Origin of the sequence: Knoellia terrae (assembly GCF_048606435.1) — a bacterium.
Classification (GTDB): Bacteria; Actinomycetota; Actinomycetes; order Actinomycetales; family Dermatophilaceae; genus Knoellia; species Knoellia terrae.
This window is the reverse complement of record NZ_JBMBWH010000008.1, coordinates 168,676-186,226: the sequence shown is the minus strand read 5'-3', so window position 1 is coordinate 186,226 and position 17,551 is coordinate 168,676. Positions and strand designations below refer to the sequence as shown.

General features: G+C 73.3%; 13 protein-coding genes and 1 pseudogene. 6 read left to right on the top strand and 8 right to left on the bottom strand.

Annotated features, from left to right (window positions below; translation table 11 throughout):
* From ACOJV9_RS12705 to ACOJV9_RS12695, 3 genes and pseudogenes are all read right to left on the bottom strand, one after another.
* Positions 1-446: pseudogene (locus ACOJV9_RS12705) on the bottom strand (hypothetical protein); the annotation flags it as partial.
* A 214-nt stretch (positions 447-660) separates the two neighbouring features.
* Positions 661-4,182: a heterodisulfide reductase-related iron-sulfur binding cluster gene (locus ACOJV9_RS12700; protein ID WP_420185579.1), complete on the bottom strand. Its 3,522-nt coding sequence runs from the start codon at positions 4,180-4,182 to the stop codon at positions 661-663.
* 73 nt (positions 4,183-4,255) lie between these two features.
* Entirely contained in the window at positions 4,256-5,239 is a 984-nt protein-coding gene (locus tag ACOJV9_RS12695) for an LLM class F420-dependent oxidoreductase (protein WP_420185585.1), read from the bottom strand.
* 268 nt (positions 5,240-5,507) lie between these two features.
* Between ACOJV9_RS12695 and cysK the strand changes: the two genes are divergently transcribed.
* Both cysK and cysE read left to right on the top strand, forming a co-directional pair.
* Positions 5,508-6,443, top strand: a complete 936-nt coding sequence (gene cysK, locus ACOJV9_RS12690; protein ID WP_420185578.1) for a cysteine synthase A — start codon at positions 5,508-5,510, stop codon at positions 6,441-6,443.
* On the top strand, positions 6,436-7,071 hold the full coding sequence (cysE, locus tag ACOJV9_RS12685) for a serine O-acetyltransferase (protein WP_420185577.1): 636 nt from the start codon (positions 6,436-6,438) through the stop codon (positions 7,069-7,071). Before cysK ends, cysE begins: the two co-directional genes overlap by 8 nt.
* On the opposite strand, the gene ACOJV9_RS12680 is transcribed toward cysE, so the two are convergent.
* From ACOJV9_RS12680 to ACOJV9_RS12665, 4 genes are read right to left on the bottom strand one after another with little or no spacing between them, the layout of a single operon-like run.
* The gene (locus ACOJV9_RS12680; protein ID WP_420185576.1) at positions 7,064-9,550 is read right to left on the bottom strand and encodes a CHAT domain-containing protein; all 2,487 of its coding nucleotides are present in this window, start codon (positions 9,548-9,550) and stop codon (positions 7,064-7,066) included. The genes cysE and ACOJV9_RS12680 overlap by 8 nt on opposite strands.
* 55 nt (positions 9,551-9,605) lie before the next feature.
* Complete coding sequence (locus ACOJV9_RS12675) at positions 9,606-10,106, bottom strand: hypothetical protein (RefSeq protein WP_420185575.1); 501 nt, start codon at positions 10,104-10,106, stop codon at positions 9,606-9,608.
* Complete coding sequence (locus ACOJV9_RS12670) at positions 10,103-10,735, bottom strand: RNA polymerase sigma factor (protein ID WP_420185574.1); 633 nt, start codon at positions 10,733-10,735, stop codon at positions 10,103-10,105. Before ACOJV9_RS12670 ends, ACOJV9_RS12675 begins: the two co-directional genes overlap by 4 nt.
* Entirely contained in the window at positions 10,732-12,393 is a 1,662-nt protein-coding gene (locus tag ACOJV9_RS12665; RefSeq protein ID WP_420185573.1) for a S8/S53 family peptidase, read from the bottom strand. The genes ACOJV9_RS12670 and ACOJV9_RS12665 overlap by 4 nt, the downstream gene beginning before the upstream one ends.
* A gap of 236 nt (positions 12,394-12,629) precedes the next feature.
* On the opposite strand from ACOJV9_RS12665, the gene ACOJV9_RS12660 reads away from it, so the two are divergent.
* The 4 genes from ACOJV9_RS12660 to ACOJV9_RS12645 are packed head-to-tail and all read left to right on the top strand — an operon-like array spanning position 12,630 to position 17,270.
* Positions 12,630-14,063 (top strand): hypothetical protein, encoded by a 1,434-nt coding sequence (locus ACOJV9_RS12660; RefSeq protein ID WP_420185572.1) that lies wholly within the window; start codon positions 12,630-12,632, stop codon positions 14,061-14,063.
* 2 nt (positions 14,064-14,065) lie between these two features.
* Positions 14,066-14,989, top strand: coding sequence for a phosphotransferase family protein (locus tag ACOJV9_RS12655; RefSeq protein WP_420185571.1), 924 nt, complete (start codon positions 14,066-14,068; stop codon positions 14,987-14,989).
* On the top strand, positions 14,986-15,882 hold the full coding sequence (locus ACOJV9_RS12650) for a T3SS effector HopA1 family protein (RefSeq protein WP_420185570.1): 897 nt from the start codon (positions 14,986-14,988) through the stop codon (positions 15,880-15,882). The genes ACOJV9_RS12655 and ACOJV9_RS12650 overlap by 4 nt, the downstream gene beginning before the upstream one ends.
* Positions 15,879-17,270 carry a lanthionine synthetase LanC family protein gene (locus ACOJV9_RS12645; protein ID WP_420185569.1) on the top strand — a complete coding sequence of 464 codons (1,392 nt, stop codon included), beginning with the start codon at positions 15,879-15,881 and terminating at the stop codon, positions 17,268-17,270. Before ACOJV9_RS12650 ends, ACOJV9_RS12645 begins: the two co-directional genes overlap by 4 nt.
* Here ACOJV9_RS12645 and ACOJV9_RS12640 read toward each other — a convergent pair.
* Entirely contained in the window at positions 17,166-17,516 is a 351-nt protein-coding gene (locus tag ACOJV9_RS12640) for a protoporphyrinogen oxidase (RefSeq protein ID WP_420185568.1), read from the bottom strand. The genes ACOJV9_RS12645 and ACOJV9_RS12640 overlap by 105 nt on opposite strands.
* Positions 17,517-17,551 lie beyond the last annotated feature (35 nt).

The following is a 17,551-nucleotide window of genomic DNA, read 5'->3' as shown; positions in this document are numbered from 1 at the left end:
CAGACGGTGTCGACCGCCTCCGGTCGCAGGTGCGGGCGCAGCAGCCGCATCTCCTTCAGCGCGACCTGCGCGGTCCCGACGCTGACCCGCCCGGACACGACCGCTTCGGCCAGGATGGTGTGGCGGGTGTCGCGGCACGCCTGCGCGACCTGGACCAGCCGGGCCGCACCGGCCACGGCGTACCGGCGGTGGTGGGTCGCGACCCACTCCCGCGCCGACACCGGCGGGCGCTGCAGGGCCGGCTCGCCGCGCTCGAGCGCTTCGACCGTGACCGCGACCTCGGCGCCCTCCCCGGCCGCGGACAGCTCACCCAGGGCCTGCATCCCCTCGGCCAGCTCGGCGCCGGAGGCCTGCCACACCACCGACGGCATCACCGCCGCGGCCTCCCGCGCTGCACGCAACCGCTGCACGCACTCCGCGTAGCTCAGCACCGTCGCCGTCCCCATGGAAAGAACCCTACGGGCCACCACCGACAGCCACCCCAACGCAAAACGGCTGTCCTGCAACCCGATCCGGCGCTCTATGCCATTCCTGACTCGCTGGTCCCAGGCGACTCAGACGTTGCGCATCAGGCGGGAAACTCCAGCGAAAATCGATTCACATGCATCGAGCCCCACCGACGATGTCGTCGATGGAGCCCGATGATGACGCGAGGGTCGTTCAGTCCCAGGGGTCCGGAGCGCTGAGCAGCTCGTCGGCATTGGCTGGTGGTGTTCCTCCCGAGGAGGGAGTCGGCGTGACCGCCTCCGACTCGTGGTCCTCTCCCGCGTCGGCCGAGGCGGCGGGCGTCTTCGTGGGTGACGGTGCGACGTCAGGCGTCTCGGCTGGGGTGGTGGTGGTGGTGGCGGGCTCGTCCCAGGGGTCGACGTCGTCGGCCGAGGCGGCGGGCGTCTCCGTGGGGAACGGTGCGACGTCAGGCGTCTCGGCTGGGGTGGTGGTGGTGGCGGGCTCGTCCCACGGGTCGACGTCGTCGGCCGAGGCGGCGGGCGTCTCCGTCGGCGACGGGGCGGCGTCAGGCGTCTCGGCTTGGGCGGTGGTGGTGGTGGCGGGCTCGTCCCACGGGTCGACGTCGTCGGCCGAGGCGGCGGGCGTCTCCGTCGGCGACGGGGCGGCGTCAGGCGTCTCGGCTTGGGCGGTGGTGGTGGTGGCGGGCTCGTCCCACGGGTCGACGTCGTCGGCCGAGGCGGCGGGCGTCTCCGTCGGCGACGGGGCGGCGTCAGGCGTCTCGGCTTGGGCGGTGGTGGTGGTGGCGGGCTCGTCCCACGGGTCGACGTCGTCGGTCGAGGCGGCGGGTGCCTTCGTGGGTGACGGTGCGACGTCGGGCGTCTCGGCTTGGGCGGAGGTGGTGGGCTCGTCCCACGGGTCGACGTCGTCGGTCGAGGCGGCGGCCGCCTTCTCCGCCTTCTCGGGGCTGGGCTCGCCCTCCGACGCCCCGGCGATCGCGTCGGGGTCAGCCGGGGTGTCCCAAGGGTCGGCCTCCGCGGCGGGCGCGGACTCGGTTGCCGGCGCAGGTGCGGTGGGTGCGTCCCAGGAGTCGGCCTCCGCGGCGGATGCGGACTTGGCTGCCGGCGCAGGTGTGGTGGGCGCGTCCCACGGGTCGGCCTCCGCGATGGGCGCGGACGTGGCTGCCGGGGCCGGTGCGGCGGGCGCGTCCCACGGGTCCGCCTCAGCAGCGGGTGCCGATGCGGTGTCTGCTGTCGCAACAGGTTCCGCAGCCGTGTCGGAACCGACCGTCGCACCGGAGTCGCTCGCGTCGACCGCCGTGGCACCGGCCCCCGCAGCGGCACCGGTTGCCACAGCGGCACCGGCGGGGAGAGCGTCACGGGAGCGGCCGGCATACGAGGGTTCGGTCGTCTCGGACGACTCGGGCTCGTCCTGACCGCGACGCACCGCGGCGAGCAACATCTGCGCGACGTCGACGACCTCGACGTCCTCGCCGACACCCTCGGCCTGCTTCGCGGTGAGCCCGTCGGAGATCATCACGCGGCAGAACGGGCACCCGATGGCGATGCGCTCGGCACCGGTCGCGAGGGCCTCCTCGGTGCGGTTCATGTTGATCCGCCCGCCGAGCTTCTCCTCCATCCACATGCGTGCGCCGCCGGCGCCGCAGCAGAACGACTTCTCCTTGGTGCGCTCCATCTCGCGCAGCTCGACGCCGGGCAGGGCGCCGATGAGCTCGCGCGGCGGGGCGTAGACGTTGTTGTGCCGACCGAGATAGCAGGGGTCGTGGTAGGTCACCGTGGCGGCCGTGGACGCAGCGTTCTTGGCCGACGACATCGCCGGCTCGTCGGCGGGACGCGCGACCGGCACGAGCTTCTTGTCGCGTACGAGCCGGTTGAGCAGCTGGGTGTGGTGGACGACCTCGAACTTCCCGCCGAGGTCGGGGTACTCGTTCTTGATCGTGTTGAAGCAGTGGGCGCAGGTGACGACGATCTTCTGTGCGTCGACCCCGTTGAGGGTCTCGACGTTCTGCTGGGCGAGCATCGAGAAGAGCATCTCGTTGCCCGCGCGGCGTGCGGAGTCACCGGTGCAGGTCTCGCCGTCACCGAGGACGGCGAACGAGACACCGGCGGTGTCGAGGAGCTCGGCGACCGCGCGCGTGGTCTTCTTGGCGCGGTCCTCGTAGGCGCCGGCGCAGCCGACCCAGAACAGGTAGTCCACCTCGGACGCCGACTCAACCGAGTTGTTGCCCTTGCCGCCGATGACTCGTACTTCGAACGGGAGGTCCTTGGCCCAGTCGAGGCGGGCGCGCGCACCCATGCCCCACGGGTTGCCCTTGGACTCGAGGTTCTTGAACAGCCCGCCGAGTTCCGAGGGGAACGCCGACTCGATGAGCGTCTGGTAGCGCCGCATGTCGACGATGTGGTCGACGTGCTCGATGTCGACCGGGCACTGCTCGACGCACGCGCCGCAGGTCGTGCACGACCACAGGACGTCCTCGTCGATGATCGCGCTCGGCTCGCCGTCCGGTCCGATCCCGAGAGGGTTGTATGCCGTCCGCGGGTCGCCGATCTCGTAGCCGGTCTTCCCGATGAGGGGCCGTTCCGCGAGGGCGGTGGTCGCTCCGGGCAGCGAGGCGCGGGCCTCGTCGGAGGCGGTCAGCCACGGCGACTTGGCGTCGGCGTGGTCGCGCAGCGCCATGACGAGCATCTTGGGGGAGAGCGGCTTGTCGGTGTTCCAGGCGGGGCACTGCGACTGGCAGCGGCCGCACTCGGTGCAGGTCGAGAAGTCGAGCAGGCCCTTCCAGGTGAAGTCCTCGACCTTGCCGACACCGAGGACGGGCTCGACCTCGGCGTCCCCAGCGGCCTCCTCCATGGCCTCCATCGCCTCCATGGAGAACGGCGTCCCGTCGCCCATCGTCATCGGCTTGAGGTTGCCGAGGGCGGTGCGGCCGGACGACTCGCGCTTGAACCAGATGTTGGGGAAGGCGAGGAAGCGGTGCCAGGCGACGCCCATCGTCGGCTGGAGGGAGATGGTGATCATCCACGCGAACGAGATGAGGATCTTGACCATGGCGACGAGGACGATGGCCGTCTCGAGCCCGGCGACCGACATGCCGGACCACAGGCCGGAGAGCCAGCCCGTCAGCGGGAAGTGCAGCGCGATGCTCTCGCTCGGGTCCTCGACCCTGGTCAACGCCGCCTCGAGGGTCCGCAGCGTGAGGATGCAGAGGGTGACGCCGAGGATCGTCGCCTCGACGTAGTAGGCCTGCCACCACGTCGACCCGAAGAAGCGCGAGCGGCGACCCTTCTCACCGGCGGCCGAACGGGGGTGCTGCCGCTGGCGGATGACGATCAGGGCGAGGATGCCCAGGAGGCCGCCCCAGGAGAACAGCTCGGTCATCCACTCGAAGGGCGGGAAGTGCCCGATCACCGGCAGGACCCACGACGGCTCGATCAGCTGGCCGAAGGCGTTGACGAGGGTGCCGATGAGCAGCATGAACGACAGGGCGGTGAACCAGTGGGCGACGGCCACGACCGGCAGCCGCGCCATGCGGGTGTGTCCGAGGAACTCCTTGGTCAGCGTCCACGTCCGGGCCATCGGGTCGTCGGTGCGGCGCGGGTCGGGCTGGCCGACCCGGTAGAGCGTGACGAACCGACCGATCTGGCGGAAGAGCAGGACCCACCCGATGAGCATGATCGGGAAGCAGAGCGCGATGGCGACGACCTGGAGCGCGGACATGCCCGCGAGTCTACTGAGCACTAAGCGCGCGCATACCGCTCAGTGACGCCGCTCGCACCGGCTGTGGCCGGACTCACGAGCCGGCGCGAAGCCTCTCGAGCAGCGAACCGGCGGCCTCGGCGAGGAACTGCTCCTGGTGCTCGCCACCGATCTGCACGAGGGCGACGTCGGTGAAGCCCGCCGTGGCGAACTCCGACACCGCCTCGGCGATGGCATCGAGGTCCGGACCGCACGGGATCGACTCCGCGACGTCCTCCGGGCGGACGAACTGGGTGGCCCCCGCGAAGCCGGCCGTCGTCGGGAGGTCGGCGTTGACCGACCAGCCGCCGGCGAACCACCGGAACTGCTCGTGCGCACGCTGCACCGCGGCCTTCTCGTCCGGGTCCCAGCAGATCGGGATCTGGCCGATGGCGCGACCCGAGTCCGGGATGGACGGCGCACCGCTCGTGGCGTTCCACGTCTCGAGCAGCTCGGCCTTCGGCTCGACCGCGATCAGGTGGTCGGCCACCGGCGCGAAGCGGGCGATCGACTTCTCCCCGCTCACCGCGACGCCGATCGGCACCCCACCCTCGGGCACGTCCCAGATGCGGGCCGACTCGACGCGGAAGTACTCGCCGTGGTGGTCGACGAGCTCGCCGGTGTGGAGCGCGCGGATCACCTCGACCGCTTCCTCGAGCATGTCCTGTCGCGTGGCGAGAGCGGGCCAGCCCGTGCCCACGACGTGCTCGTTGAGGCTCTCCCCGCTGCCCAGCCCGAGGGTGAACCGGCCGTCGGCGAGCAGCTGGAGCGTCGCCGCCTTCTGCGCCACGACGGCCGGGTGGTAGCGGGTCGTCGGACAGGTCACGTAGGTCATGAGGTCGACCCGCTCCGTCGCGTGGGCCACCGCGCCGAGGACGCTCCAGGCGTAGGGCGCGTGCCCCTGCGCAGACAGCCACGGCGAGTAGTGGTCGCTCATGACCTCGAAGTCGAAGCCGGCCTCCTCGGCGCCGACAGCCCACCTCACGAGGTCCTTGGGTCCGCTCTGTTCGGTCATCAACGTGTAGCCGATGCGCATCAGTGCTCCTCGTCGTCGGGCGTTGGCCGGGGCTGGTCGCCGTGCAGTCCTGTGTCCTCGACGACACGTCCTGTCTACCCCCGATGCCCGCTTCGCACACCGCGCCGACGGCCGCGTCCCGGCGCCGCCGGCCAGCCGTCGACGTGGCCGGATAACGCGGTGTTGGAATAGTCATAAGCGACCTGGGCGTTTCTGGAAGACTGGGCCGCGTACCAGTCCAGCCATCCCGCTGCGCCCCCTGCGCGCACTCACGAGAAGCAACGGAGACCTCATGCCCATCCTCGAGGACGTCACCCACGCCGTCGGCAACACCCCGCTCGTCCGGATCAACCGGATCATCGACGCTCCCGAGGGCACGACCGTCGCCGCGAAGCTCGAGTTCTACAACCCGGCCAGCTCGGTCAAGGACCGCATCGGCGTCGCGATCATCGACGCCGCCGAGGCCTCGGGTGAGCTCAAGCCCGGCGGCACCGTCGTGGAGGCGACCTCCGGCAACACCGGCATCGCGCTGGCGATGGTCGGCGCGGCCCGCGGCTACAAGGTCGTCCTCGCCATGCCCGAGACGATGAGCAAGGAGCGCCGCGCGCTCCTGCGCGCCTACGGCGCCGAGCTCGTCCTCACGCCGGGCTCCGAGGGAATGAAGGGTGCGGTCAACAAGGCCGAGGAGATCGTGGCCGAGCGCGAGGGCGCGGTTCTCGCCCGCCAGTTCGCCAACGCGGCCAACCCCGAGGTCCACCGACGCACCACCGCCGAGGAGATCTGGCGCGACACCGACGGCGCCGTCGACATCGTCGTGGCCGGCATCGGCACCGGTGGCACCATCACCGGCGTCGGTCAGGTCCTCAAGGAGCGCAAGCCCGGTGTGCAGATCATCGCCGTCGAGCCGGAGGAGTCCGCGATCCTCAACGGCGGCGCTCCCGGCCCGCACAAGATCCAGGGCATCGGCGCCAACTTCGTCCCCGAGATCCTCGACACCGAGGTCTACGACGAGGTCATCGACATCAACGCCCAGACGTCGGTCGACTGGGCCCGCAAGGCCGCCACCGACGAGGGCCTGCTCGTCGGCATCTCCTCCGGCGCCGCCCTCGCCGCCGCCAACCAGGTCGCCACGCGCCCCGAGAACGCCGGCAAGACCATCGTCGTCATCATCCCGAGCTACGGCGAGCGCTACCTGTCCACGATCCTCTTCGAGGGACTCGTTGACTGACCGCCCGCGGCTGTCCGGTGTGCCGGGCGCTCGCCTGCGTTCCCGTGTGCGGCGGGCCGTGGCGAGCATCCGGGAGGACGTGGACGCGGCGGTGGTCCGTGACCCCGCCGCGGCCTCGCGCACCGACCTGGTGATCAACTCGCCGGGCCTGCACGCGATCTGGTCGTACCGTCTCGCGCACAAGCTGTGGGTCCGTCCCCACCTCAAGCCGGTGGCGCGTGGGCTGTCGACCCTCACCCGTGCGGTGACCGGGGTGGAGATCCACCCGGGGGCCACGATCGGCCGGCGCTTCTTCATCGACCACGGCATGGGGGTCGTCATCGGCGAGACGGCCGAGGTCGGCGACGACGTCATGCTCTACCACGGCGTGACGCTCGGAGGCCGGACGCTGGCCAAGGTCAAGCGCCACCCCACCGTGGGCAGTCGCGTGACCATCGGTGCCGGGGCGCGCATCCTCGGTCCCGTCGACGTCGGGGACGACGTGCAGATCGGGGCCAACTCGGTCGTCGTCAAGGACGTCCCCTCCGGCGCCGTGGCGACCGGCATCCCCGCCACCGTCCGTTTCCCCGACCACCCCGGCGACGACCCCTACGAGGCGCTCTTCGCCTCCCCGGCCATCTTCATCTGAGACCCTCGATGATGGGGCGGGACCACGTGCTGCCGTAGGCGCAGAACGACTCGGCGCCCTCGACCGCCCGGGCCGTCTGCTGGAGCGCGGTGGCGACATCGGTCCCGTCGACGAGGCGTTGGTGCAGGTCGACCATCGCCGCCGCCGCGACGTCGTCGTGCACCGGATTCGTCGCCGCGACGACGCACTGCACACCGAGGATGAGCAGCGCGGCGGCGAGGCCGAGCGGCTCGTCACCGGTGCGTCCCCGGCTACGGCCCACGTCGCACGCCGACAGGACGACGAGCTCCGCCGCGACCGGCGCGGCGAGCTCGTGCGCGAACACCGGCCCGTCCGCGACGTCGAGGCTGGAGAAGAGGGGGCTCTGGTCGACGTGGTGCCCGTGCGCGGCGAGGTGGACGACGCTCGACGAGGCGAGCGCGGAGCGCACGTCCGCGCTGACGGCATACGTCGGTGTGGTGGTCACCGCCCCTGCGCCGGTATGCCGTCCCCACGCCCGGGCGACCGCGTCCACCTCCGCGCGACCACGCGGCAGTCCCGGTCCGACGAGCGCCGTCACCGTGGGTGGGCGGGCCGAACCGACCCCGCGACGCACCCATGCGGTCACGGACGGGGCGGCCACGACGGGGTGCTCGCGCAGGGAGGGCAGCGCCCGCCACGGGAGGGAGGCCAGCGCGACGGTGGGGACGACGACCACCGTCCCGTCCGGGTCGAGGCCCCGCAGGAGCGTCTCGTCGACACCCCGCAGCGACGAGTCGCGAGCCTGCCGGAGGAAAGCCGCCATGGACGGGCGCGCGACGGCAGCGGCACGCAGGTCCGACGTCGCGCGGGAGGCGACCGTCGCGACCTCGCCCACGGGTCCCAGGACGCTCTGCCGGATCCCCGTACCGGTGACGACCAGACGGACGACCGTGCCCCGCACCTCGTGGAACGTCACGAGCGTCACGCCTCGCTCGCGGACCACACACACCGTCTCCTCCGCCGTCGTCGGTGCGTCGTCGGTGGTGCCGTGGGAGCCACGCACGCTGCGCAGCCGTTGGGTGATGGCGCCCTGCAGGACGGACACGTCGGACGCCGTGCTCTGGTCCGCGGCGTCGGTGCCACGGTGCCCCACCCGGCGGAGCCGTCGGACGAGGTCGGCGGTCTCCGGGTCGTCCGGGGGCCGCAGCGGCGGGACGCGGTGCGACGCGGCCCGCCATCGCTCCACGCTCTCGAACAGCTCCTCCACCGTCCCGGAGTCGGTGGCGTCCATGACGTCGACGTCCCGGATGCGGGCGGCGTGGAAGGCCAGCCCTGCACGCACCTCGAGGCTGTGGACGTCGCCCTGCTCGCGGGCGAGCCGCCGAGCCGCGTCCCGCAGGATCGACGTCGCGCGCTCGCGGTCTCCCTCGGCCGACGCCAGCCGCGACGCCAGCAGGTGCTCGTGCATCACGGCGCCGAGCGGCCGTGGGTGCGGGGACTCGAGCCGAGCGAGCTCCGTCCTGGCCCGCTCGAGGTCGGCGCGGGCCAGGGCCACCTCCATCCGGATCCGGGTCGCCAACCGCTCGGACGGCAGCACCGGCGTGAGCGTCTCCCACCGGGCCGCGACCCTGGCCGCGCGCGCGAGGTGGCGACCGGCCCCGAGGTCGACCGCCGCACCGAAGAGCTCCACCTCGTCCGCCCGCGTCGTCGCCCGCAGGGCCCGGAACGTCCGGGCCGCGTGCCCGGCGCGGACCCGCGCCCGCCCCGGGTCACCCCGCAGCAGCGCCGCTCGGGCGAGGTCGAGCTGGAGGTCGCCGCGCTCGAGCCGCTGCCGGTCACGGCGGGCGGCCTCGAGCCCGCGGTGGAGCACGACCTCCGCCTCGTCGACGAGCCCGGCGTCGAGGAGGACCTTCGCGTGGTCGAGGTGCGCCCGGGCCAGGCCCACGTCGGTCGGCATCTCCGCCGCCTCCGCCATGAGCCGCAGGGCGTCCGGGATGTCGCCGGCGAGGTAGGCGACGCAGCCGAGGTTGTGTCGGGCCTTGAACTCCTGGTGGGGGAAGTCGTGCTCGACCGCCACCTCGAGGGCGCGCTCGAGGTCGCGGCGGCCACCGTCGAGGTCCTGGAGCGACACCGCGGCGAGGCCACGGTTGATGAGGGCCGAGGCGCGCTCCCGCGGCACGAGCTCGTCGAGGTGGGGCTCGACGTGGGCGAGCTCGTCGAGTGCCTCGATCCAGTTCGAGCACATCACGTGGATCGCCCCCGCCTGCAGGTGCGCCTGCACCTCGAGAATCGGCGCCGACCGCTCCCGCGCCAGGTCCCTCACCCCGTCGAGGAGCGTCAGCGCGGCCTCGGGACCGTCGATCCCCAGCCGCGAGACCGCACGCGTGATGAGGATGCGCGCCCGCAGCCGGGCGACCTCCTCGTCGTCGACACCGTCCTCACGCGTCCGGTCGAGTGCCGTCAGGGCTCGAGACAGCGCGGCATCGGCCCGGCGGTAGTGCCCCGCCGAGTTCTCCAACTGGCCCTTCGCGTGAAGGCTGAGGATGCGCTCGATCGTCGTGACGGGGCGCCCCTCAGATCTCGATCCCGGGGGTGATGACCGGGCGGACGCCGAGCTCGTCGTCGAGCCGGATCACGAGGTTGACCGTGCCGCGCTCGACCCGTGCGAAGACGAAGCGTCCCTCGTCGTCGGCGACGGTCACCGAGCTGCGGGAGCGCTCACGCAGCTCCACCTCGGCACCCGGCGCGGTCACCCACCCACGCAGGGTGGTGGACGAGCCCTCGCCCTCATCGAGCGTCACCATGATGCTCAGCGAGCCGCTCTCGAAGGTGACCGTCGTCGCCCGGTCGTAGTCCGTGGTGCGCACGGTCGTGAGCTCGGGGGCGTCCTGCATGAGGTGTGCGACCTCGGCCTCGAGGCTGGCGACCGTCATCGCGAACTTCACCCGCTCCGCGAGGTCGCCCGGGACGGGGTCCACGACCGCCAGGTGCGCTCGCACCAGTCGGAGGGCACGCTCGTCGCCGTGGTCGATCGGCTGCCCGGCGAGGACCTCCTCATGAGGGTCGGGAGTCATGCCGTCACCTCCCACGACGGGTCGGAGAGCAGCGCCAGACGGAGCTTCGCGAGGCACCGGCCACGGGTCGGGCCGATGCTTCCCACGGGGATCCTGAGGGCTGCGCTGACGACCGAGTAGTCGGGCCGCTCGACGAACGCCACGAGGCGCAGCAGCTGCTGGCACCGGCCGGGCAGGCTCTCGACGTGGCGCCAGACGGCGCTGGCGACCTCGGCGTCCTCCGTGGCGACCGCGGGGTCCGGCACGGGGACCGGTGCAGCACCGTCGGCCGGCGACGGCTCCTCCCACGGCTCGTGCGGCACGGTGCGGCGGTCCCGGCGCACCGAGCGCCACGCCTCCCGCCTGGTCGTCATGAGCAGCCACTGCAGGACGGCCTGCGGGTCGGAGATGTCGCTCGTGTGCTCGACGAGCCGGAGCCACGCGGTCTGGACGACGTCCTCGGCGGTGGCCGGGTCGGCGCCCTGCGACCGCGCGGTGTGCCACAGCAGCGGCGTCACCTGGTCGACGAGGTCACCCATCGCGCTGGAGTCGCCCTCGCGGTGGCGCGTGAACGCGACGGCTGCCGTCACCGCCAGCCCCGCGGCGACCGGCGCCGGCGAGCCCGCGGACGCGGAGCGCTCGGTGCTCATGCCGGGACCCTTCCCGCGTGCAGGGCGGTGGTGACGGCCGTGCGCGCCCGCTCGCAGCGCTCCTCGGCGGTCGCGCCGCGGTGGTCCACCAGCTGCTGGGCGATGTCACCGGCGAGGGCCGGGGCAGCGAACGACGTGCCGCTCCACAGGCCGAAGCCCCCGCTGAAGTCGTCGGAGTCTATGGCCCCGCGGGTGGGCATGGTGGCGGCCAGGGTGGGGTTGGCCTGACGGAGCAGCGAGCCGCGCTGCGAGGCGTTGAAGGTCTGCGGCATCGTGCTGACCACGGCGGTGGCGGGCCGGTAGGACTGCACCCAGGGGCCGGTGTTGGAGTAGACGGAGACGGTGCGACGGTCGGGGTTGAGCGCGCCCACGCTCACCATGGGCGCCCCGGTCGTCACGTGCGAGGCGAACGCCGCGGGAAAGAACTCGACGTCGCTCGCGTTGTTGCCGACCGCGGCGACCACGGTCACCCCGAGGTCCGACAGCCCTCGCAGCACGGTGAAGAGCGCCTCCTCCTCGTCGAAGGACCCCGGCGTCTCGTGCCGGTAGCCGAGGGAGAGCGTGATGACGTCGACGGTCCGGGCGAGGTCCTGGTCACGGAGCGCGGCGAGCTGACGCGCATAGAGACCGGTGAGCGCCCGCAGGACGTCGACCTCGTCGGCGACGCCGTCGCCCCACATCACGGGGACCGACAGGATGGACGCGTCGGGGCAGTGCTGCCGCACGATGCCGGCGATGAACGTGCCGTGGCCGGCGATCGGGTCGAGGCGGCCGTTGACGCGGTCGATGGTGACTCCGCTGACCTCCGGGTCCGCGCCGGCGGGGAAGCTCACCCCGAGCTGCGGGCCTCCGGGCTGTGGGTGGCGTTCGGCGCCGTCGCCCTCGGGGAACCACTCGTGCTCACCCAGGCCGGTGTCGAGCGTGGCGACGACCGGCCCGTCTGTCCTCGTGCGGGTGGGGGCGGGTGCGGACCAGACGACGGGGATCCGGCCTCTGGGACCTCCGCCGATGCCGTCTCCGTACCCGATGCCGTCGCCGTACCCGATCCCGTCCCCGTACCCGATCCCGTCCCCGTAGCCGATCCCGTCGCCGTACCCGATCCCGTCGCCGTACCCGCTCGCCGTCATGACGTGGGCCAGCCCCAGCCCCTTGGCCGCCTCGGGCCCCGGGTCGTCAGGGTCGTCCTCGTCGGGCGGCTGGTGGGTGGCACCGCTGCCCTCCTTGACCGTCCTGCGCGGGTTGCGGGACCGCGCCTGCTGCAGCAGGTCCCAGGCGTCCGGAAGCGGACCCGCACCCTCGAGCGGGACGAGCCGGACGGCGGTGTGCCCCACCCGGTCGAGGTCGTCGAGCAGCTCCCTGTCCTGCGCGAAGCCGAGCAGGCCGTCGTCGGGAACCGGCTCCACGGCATACCCGCCCCGGCCGGCCACCGCCCGCAGCCGCGCCATCGCGCCCTTCGAGCGCCGGCCCTGGCCCTCGAGGCCCGGGACGAGGATGACGTCGGACACGTATGCCGTGGGCTCGGGTGCCGGACCGCCGTCACCGCGGGCGGCGGTCGCCGGGTCGAGCGTGCGCGCACCGAGGCGGCGCGCGGCGGTGCCGGGGATGCGGGTCGGGGGGATGCGGCGAGGAGCCCTGTCCTGGCCTCTGTCGTGGTTCATCTGTGCCTTCCGTGAGCTGTGCTCCCGACCCCGGCGGCGTGGTGCCGTGGACTCAGGGTAGGGACTGGCCGGTCACAGGGGAAGGAGTCACCAGGCCCTCGGCAGATACCTGCTCCGGCGGATTTCTCCTGCGTCCCATGTGGTGGCCGCCGTGATGTATCTGGGACGGACCCGCGTGCTCCTTGCTGCATGTCGGGGTCGCGCAGGGGCGGCCCCGCCCCACCCGAGGAGCAGTCATGGCCACACAGCACGAGCACGCCGCTCGACGCTCCGAGATCCGGCCGGTGAAGGAGTCCGTCGAGGACGACCTCATCGCCCGGCCGGGGGTCGTCGCCGTCGACATCGCCGAGAAGGAGACCGACGGCGAGAAGACCGGCGAGCTGAGCATCGTCGTCTTCGTCGAGCAGAAGAAGCCCACGTTCGAGCTCGCGCAGGGGGCGGTGATCCCCACCGAGATCGACGGTGTCAGGACCGACGTCCAAGAGCTCGTCATCGAGCTGCAGCCGGCGATGCGGCAGGTGGAGGACGCCGAGCTCCAGGTCGACCCGGCCGACTACCCGACGCTCGCCGGTGGCATCAGCATCGGGCCGCGTCGCAGCGTCGCGCTCGCTCCCCCCGACGTGCCGGCGCCGGGGAACTTCGTCTTCGTCGGCACGCTCGGTGCCATGGTTCGCGACCGAGCCACCGGGGCCACGATGGCGCTCACGAACTTCCACGTCGCGTGCGTCAACAACACCTGGAGCGTCGGGGACCGCCAGGTCCAGCCCTCGCTCGTCGACGGTGGCGCGCCGACCGGCGACTTCGGGGCGCTCACCCGAGCCGCGCTGTCGGACAACATCGACGGCGCCGTCATCACCGTCGACGCCGGGCAGCCGTGGTCGGCGACGGTCACTGGCGTGGGGGACGTCGCCGGACCCGCCACTGCGACAGTCGGCATGGCCGTCCAGAAGCGCGGGCGGACCACCGAGCACACCTTCGGGACCGTGGCCTCGGTGGACTTCACCGTCAACGTCGACTACGGCAGCGACGTGGGACCGCGGACGTTGCGGCACCAGATCCGCATCGACACCGACACCGCGCGCAACCCGCGCTTCTCCAACAGCGGCGACTCCGGGTCGGTCATCCTGGACACGTCGCGCCACGTCGTGGGTCTGCTCTTCGCCGGTGCCACCGACGGGTCGATGACCTTCGCCAACCCCGTCCAGGCCGTCCTCGACGAGCTGTCGGTCGACCTGCTCGTCCCCACGCTCCTGCCGGTCACCCGGCCGCTGTCGACCTGCCTCAGGTCGCGGATCGCGATCTGCTTCAAGACCCAGGTCGACCCGATCTGCCCCACGGTCAAGACACGGGTCGCGGCTCTGTGCCCCACGGTGACGAGGCCGGGCATCTGCGACGTCGTCACCCGGCCCAGCTCGTGCGACATCACGAGGATCGCGCTGTGTGACCTGCAGGTGACCCGCGCCGGGTGCCCGCTTCCCACCCGGGCGTGCGGCGGGGACCTGGAGCTGCCCGTCGACCGGTGGACCAACCCCCGCTCCGACGCCTACGGCTCCTCCCTCGACGAGGTCGAGCAGGCGGCCGAGGACGTCTACTGGGCCGGCTACCTCGCCGCCCTCGAGGAGGTCGACGCGCTCGACGTCGAGGCCTCCGGCACGTCGGGACAGGGCTGAGCATGCTCACCAGTCCCGGGCTGCTCGCCGATGCCGTCCGCCACGGGTTGGTCCCCGCGGCGGACGTGCGGGCGGGTCGGGTGCGGGTGCGCCCGGTGTCCCGCAGCAACCCGGTCCACGTGGTCGAGCACGCCGGCCGGTCGGTCGGCTACGTCAAGCAGCGCGGCACCGCGGCCCGGCTCGACGGCGACGACACGGCGGCCGTGGAGGCCGCCATCCTGGGCGCGATCGCGCCCCTTCGACTCGCACCGACCCCGATCCGACAGGGGGGATCGGGGTCGGTGTGGATGACCGCCCTGCCGGGCGAGGAGCTGGGCTCCGTCGGGCAGGACGCGGTCCGGCGGCCGGCGGCGGTCGAGCTCGGGCGGGCGCTGGCCCGCCTGCACCGGCACCCCGCGTCGCCGGACCTGCCCATGGCTCCTCGCCCGTGGCCCCTGCTGGACCGGCTGCCGCCCTCGATGCAGGGCGCCGCCGACCTGCCCCAGGCCCGAGCACTCCTCGAGGCCCTCGACCACCCGGGCGTGCAGCGGGCCCTGGCGGCGGCACGAGCCCAGTGGCGCCCGACCCACGTCGTCCACGGCGACGTCTCGCCCGGCAACGTCATCGTTGCGACCTCGTCCGCGGGTGACGTGCGCGTCGGGCTCGTCGACTTCGAGCTGGGTGGACGGGGGTGCCCCGAGCACGACCTCGCCTCGGCCGCCGCCGTGCTCACCGACCTGTCCCGGCCCGGGCTCGACCTGGCCGCGCTCTGCCTCGAGGCCTACTGGTCGGCCTGCGGACCCGCGGCCCTCACGGCCCCGTGGCGTTGCGTCCGGGCGCTGCTCACCGCCTGGCAGGTGAGCGCCACCCATGGCGAGGCCGGCGCCACCGACACGGCGCGCCTCCTCGCCCGTGCGCTCGGCGCCGCCGAGGAGGTGCCGGCATGAGCGCGTGGCAACCGGAGCACGCCGCACAGGTGCGGACGGCATACGACGTCCTGCGGGCCGGACACGAGGGGAGCCCGGCCGACGTCCTCTACCGGCACTGGTATGCCGTCCGCCCACCACAGCCGGCGCCGCTCGACCGCTGGACCGCCCCCGTGGGTGGCGCGGCCCGGGCGGCGCACGACGGGGCCCAGACCTGGGTCGCCACGGAGAGCGACGTCGTCGCGACCGGGATCGCAGGCGTGGTGGTGGTCGCGACCGCGACCGGGCGACGGGCCCTGTGCCGGGGGGAGTACGTCACCACCCGCGGTCGGGCGGGCTTCCCCCCGCGCGTGGGGGACCGGGTGCGGGCCGTCAGCCGTCAGGGCGGCGTGGTGCAGGAGGGATGGTGGCGGACCTGGGGCAGCGGCTGGGACCCGCGACTCGACCATGCTCCGCTGGTGCGCGCCTACCTGCGACCGGCGCCGGGTGCGTCGGCCCGACTGGTGCACGCCGTTACGGCAGCACTGGCGAGCCACCGCGAGTGGCTGCTCAAGATGACGGCGTCGTCGGAGCACCTCAGCCGCCCCGACTCGTGCGTCGTCTACCTCGCCGGGCCTCTGCGTCACAGCGCACTGGAGACGGTCGTCGCCGCCGTGGTCGGGTTGACCGCCGGGGAGCCGCCACCGCTGACCGCGATGCTGGCCGACGGGGTGGGCTGGGCGGAGGAGCCGGGGACCGGTGAGAGCTTCGGTGAGGCGCGCTGTGCTGCGCTGGCGAGCGCCGACGCCCGGCTCGACGGGCGCCCCCTGTCCCCGCCGGAGTGGCTCGACGCCGTGGCGACCGAGCTTCGACGCCGGGGCATCGACCCTGCCGCGCCCCACCGGGCCGCGGCCACCGTGGAGGTGGCCGGGTGAGCGCCACGGCGACCGAGATCGAGGAGGGCAGATTCATGGGCGCGACAGCTCGTCGGCCGGGCGTGGACGGACAGCGCGAGCGGGTGCTCGACGCGGCGCACCGATGCGTCGACGTGCTCGTCCGCACGGCGATCCTCGACGACACCGGTGCACCGACGTGGCCGGCCTGGGAACTGGATCCCGACGGGCGGCCGCTCGCGGTCGTCGCCGGGCAGCGATCCCTCTATGACGGCGATGCCGGGGTCGCGTGGGCGCTGACGCAGCTCGGCACCGTCCTCGACCGACCCGAGGCGCGGGAGCTCGGCGCCTCGGCCGCGACGGAGCTGTCGCGAGCCCGGCCGACCGGATCCGATGTCCCCGCAGGGCTGCTCGTGGGCGAGGCCGGGGTCGACCTGCTCCTGCGGCCGGGAGGGCCAGAGGCGCCGGGGTGGTCCGAGGGGAGCGACCTCACCGACGGCCTGGCCGGCATCCTCCTCTCGCTGGCACGAACCCGGCGGCACGAGCGGCATGCGGCAGCCATCGTCACCGAGCTGTGGCACCGCTCCCGGGTGGAGGCCTGGGGGTGCAGCTGGCCCGACACCCGGCTGGCGGGGGACGCCGCGCGACCGCTGTGCGGGCTGGCCCACGGCGCCTCGGGCGTGGCGTGGGCCCTCGTCGAGGCCGCCGCCGTGTGGCCGGAGCTCGCGCCGCAGGCCCTCGGCCTCGCACAGGAGGCGCTCGCCTGGGAGGCGTCGTGGTCGGACCCGGCCCGAGGTGGATGGCCCGACCTGCGTGAGGGCGAGGTGACCTGGCCGGACCTGTGGTGCCACGGGGCAGCCGGCGCCGGAGCGGTGCGGCTGCGGGTGCTCGAGCTGACCGGGTCCGGGCTCGAGGTCCCCTGGTCGCTGGACACGACCCGCGCCGAGGCCGAGATGGCCGTCCAACGGTGCGGCCGGGCCATGACCGACGCCGCGTCACTCGCTGCCGAGCACGGCGCCGAGGCACTCATGGCGGGGTGGACGTTGTGCCACGGCGCCGGTGGGCCGGCTGCCGTTGTGGCGCTGGCGGCCGACGTCCTCGGCGAGGAGGAGCACCGGAGGCTGGCGCTGGCCGCCGCCGACGACTACGTGCAGGCGGCCGGAACGGCCCCGGAGGGGTGGCCGTGCGGACTGCGTGGCGCCGACGGCGACGTGTCGCTCCTCAACGGCGTCGCCGGGACCGCGGTCCTGCTCGCCGACCTCGCCCTCCCCGGTGCAGTGCCGTCGCCGGCGTTGCTCGGGATGGGCGGGGTGCGGCCGGCGCGGTCAGTGGCCGGTGGCCTTGGCCCACGGGTCGTCGCCGGGCGCCCCGGGCGTCGGAACCCACTTCTCCTCGCCGACGGAGCGGCTCCCCGGGTCGCTGACGTGTGACGGGATGGTGCGAGAGGCGCGCAGCTTCTCGCCCGTGGCCTTGGCGGCATCGGCGACGAAGTCGGCCACCACCGGAGCCGCCTTGGTCCGGGCGCTCTCCTTGGCGGCGGAGACCTGCTTCTGGACCGGCTTGCTCTGCCAGACCTTGCCGGAGACGGTCTTGATCTGGGCGTAGCGCTCGCGTCCGGCGCGGGCGCCGAGGACGTAGCCGGCGGCGAGGCCGGCGAGGAAACTCAGTTTGGGCACGGTGACCATCCCTTTCGATGTGAGCAACGACCCTA

Bases quoted from the DNA above. Each gene is read 5' to 3' on its own strand.
- ACOJV9_RS12700 (WP_420185579.1), bottom strand. From the start codon at position 4,182: ATGTCCGCGCTCCAGGTCGTCGCCATCGCGCTCTGCTTCCCGATCATG.
- cysK (WP_420185578.1), top strand. From the start codon at position 5,508: ATGCCCATCCTCGAGGACGTCACCCACGCCGTCGGCAACACCCCGCTC.
- ACOJV9_RS12675 (WP_420185575.1), bottom strand. From the start codon at position 10,106: ATGACTCCCGACCCTCATGAGGAGGTCCTCGCCGGGCAGCCGATCGAC.
- ACOJV9_RS12670 (WP_420185574.1), bottom strand. From the start codon at position 10,735: ATGAGCACCGAGCGCTCCGCGTCCGCGGGCTCGCCGGCGCCGGTCGCC.
- ACOJV9_RS12665 (WP_420185573.1), bottom strand. From the start codon at position 12,393: ATGAACCACGACAGAGGCCAGGACAGGGCTCCTCGCCGCATCCCCCCG.
- ACOJV9_RS12660 (WP_420185572.1), top strand. From the start codon at position 12,630: ATGGCCACACAGCACGAGCACGCCGCTCGACGCTCCGAGATCCGGCCG.
- ACOJV9_RS12655 (WP_420185571.1), top strand. From the start codon at position 14,066: ATGCTCACCAGTCCCGGGCTGCTCGCCGATGCCGTCCGCCACGGGTTG.
- ACOJV9_RS12650 (WP_420185570.1), top strand. From the start codon at position 14,986: ATGAGCGCGTGGCAACCGGAGCACGCCGCACAGGTGCGGACGGCATAC.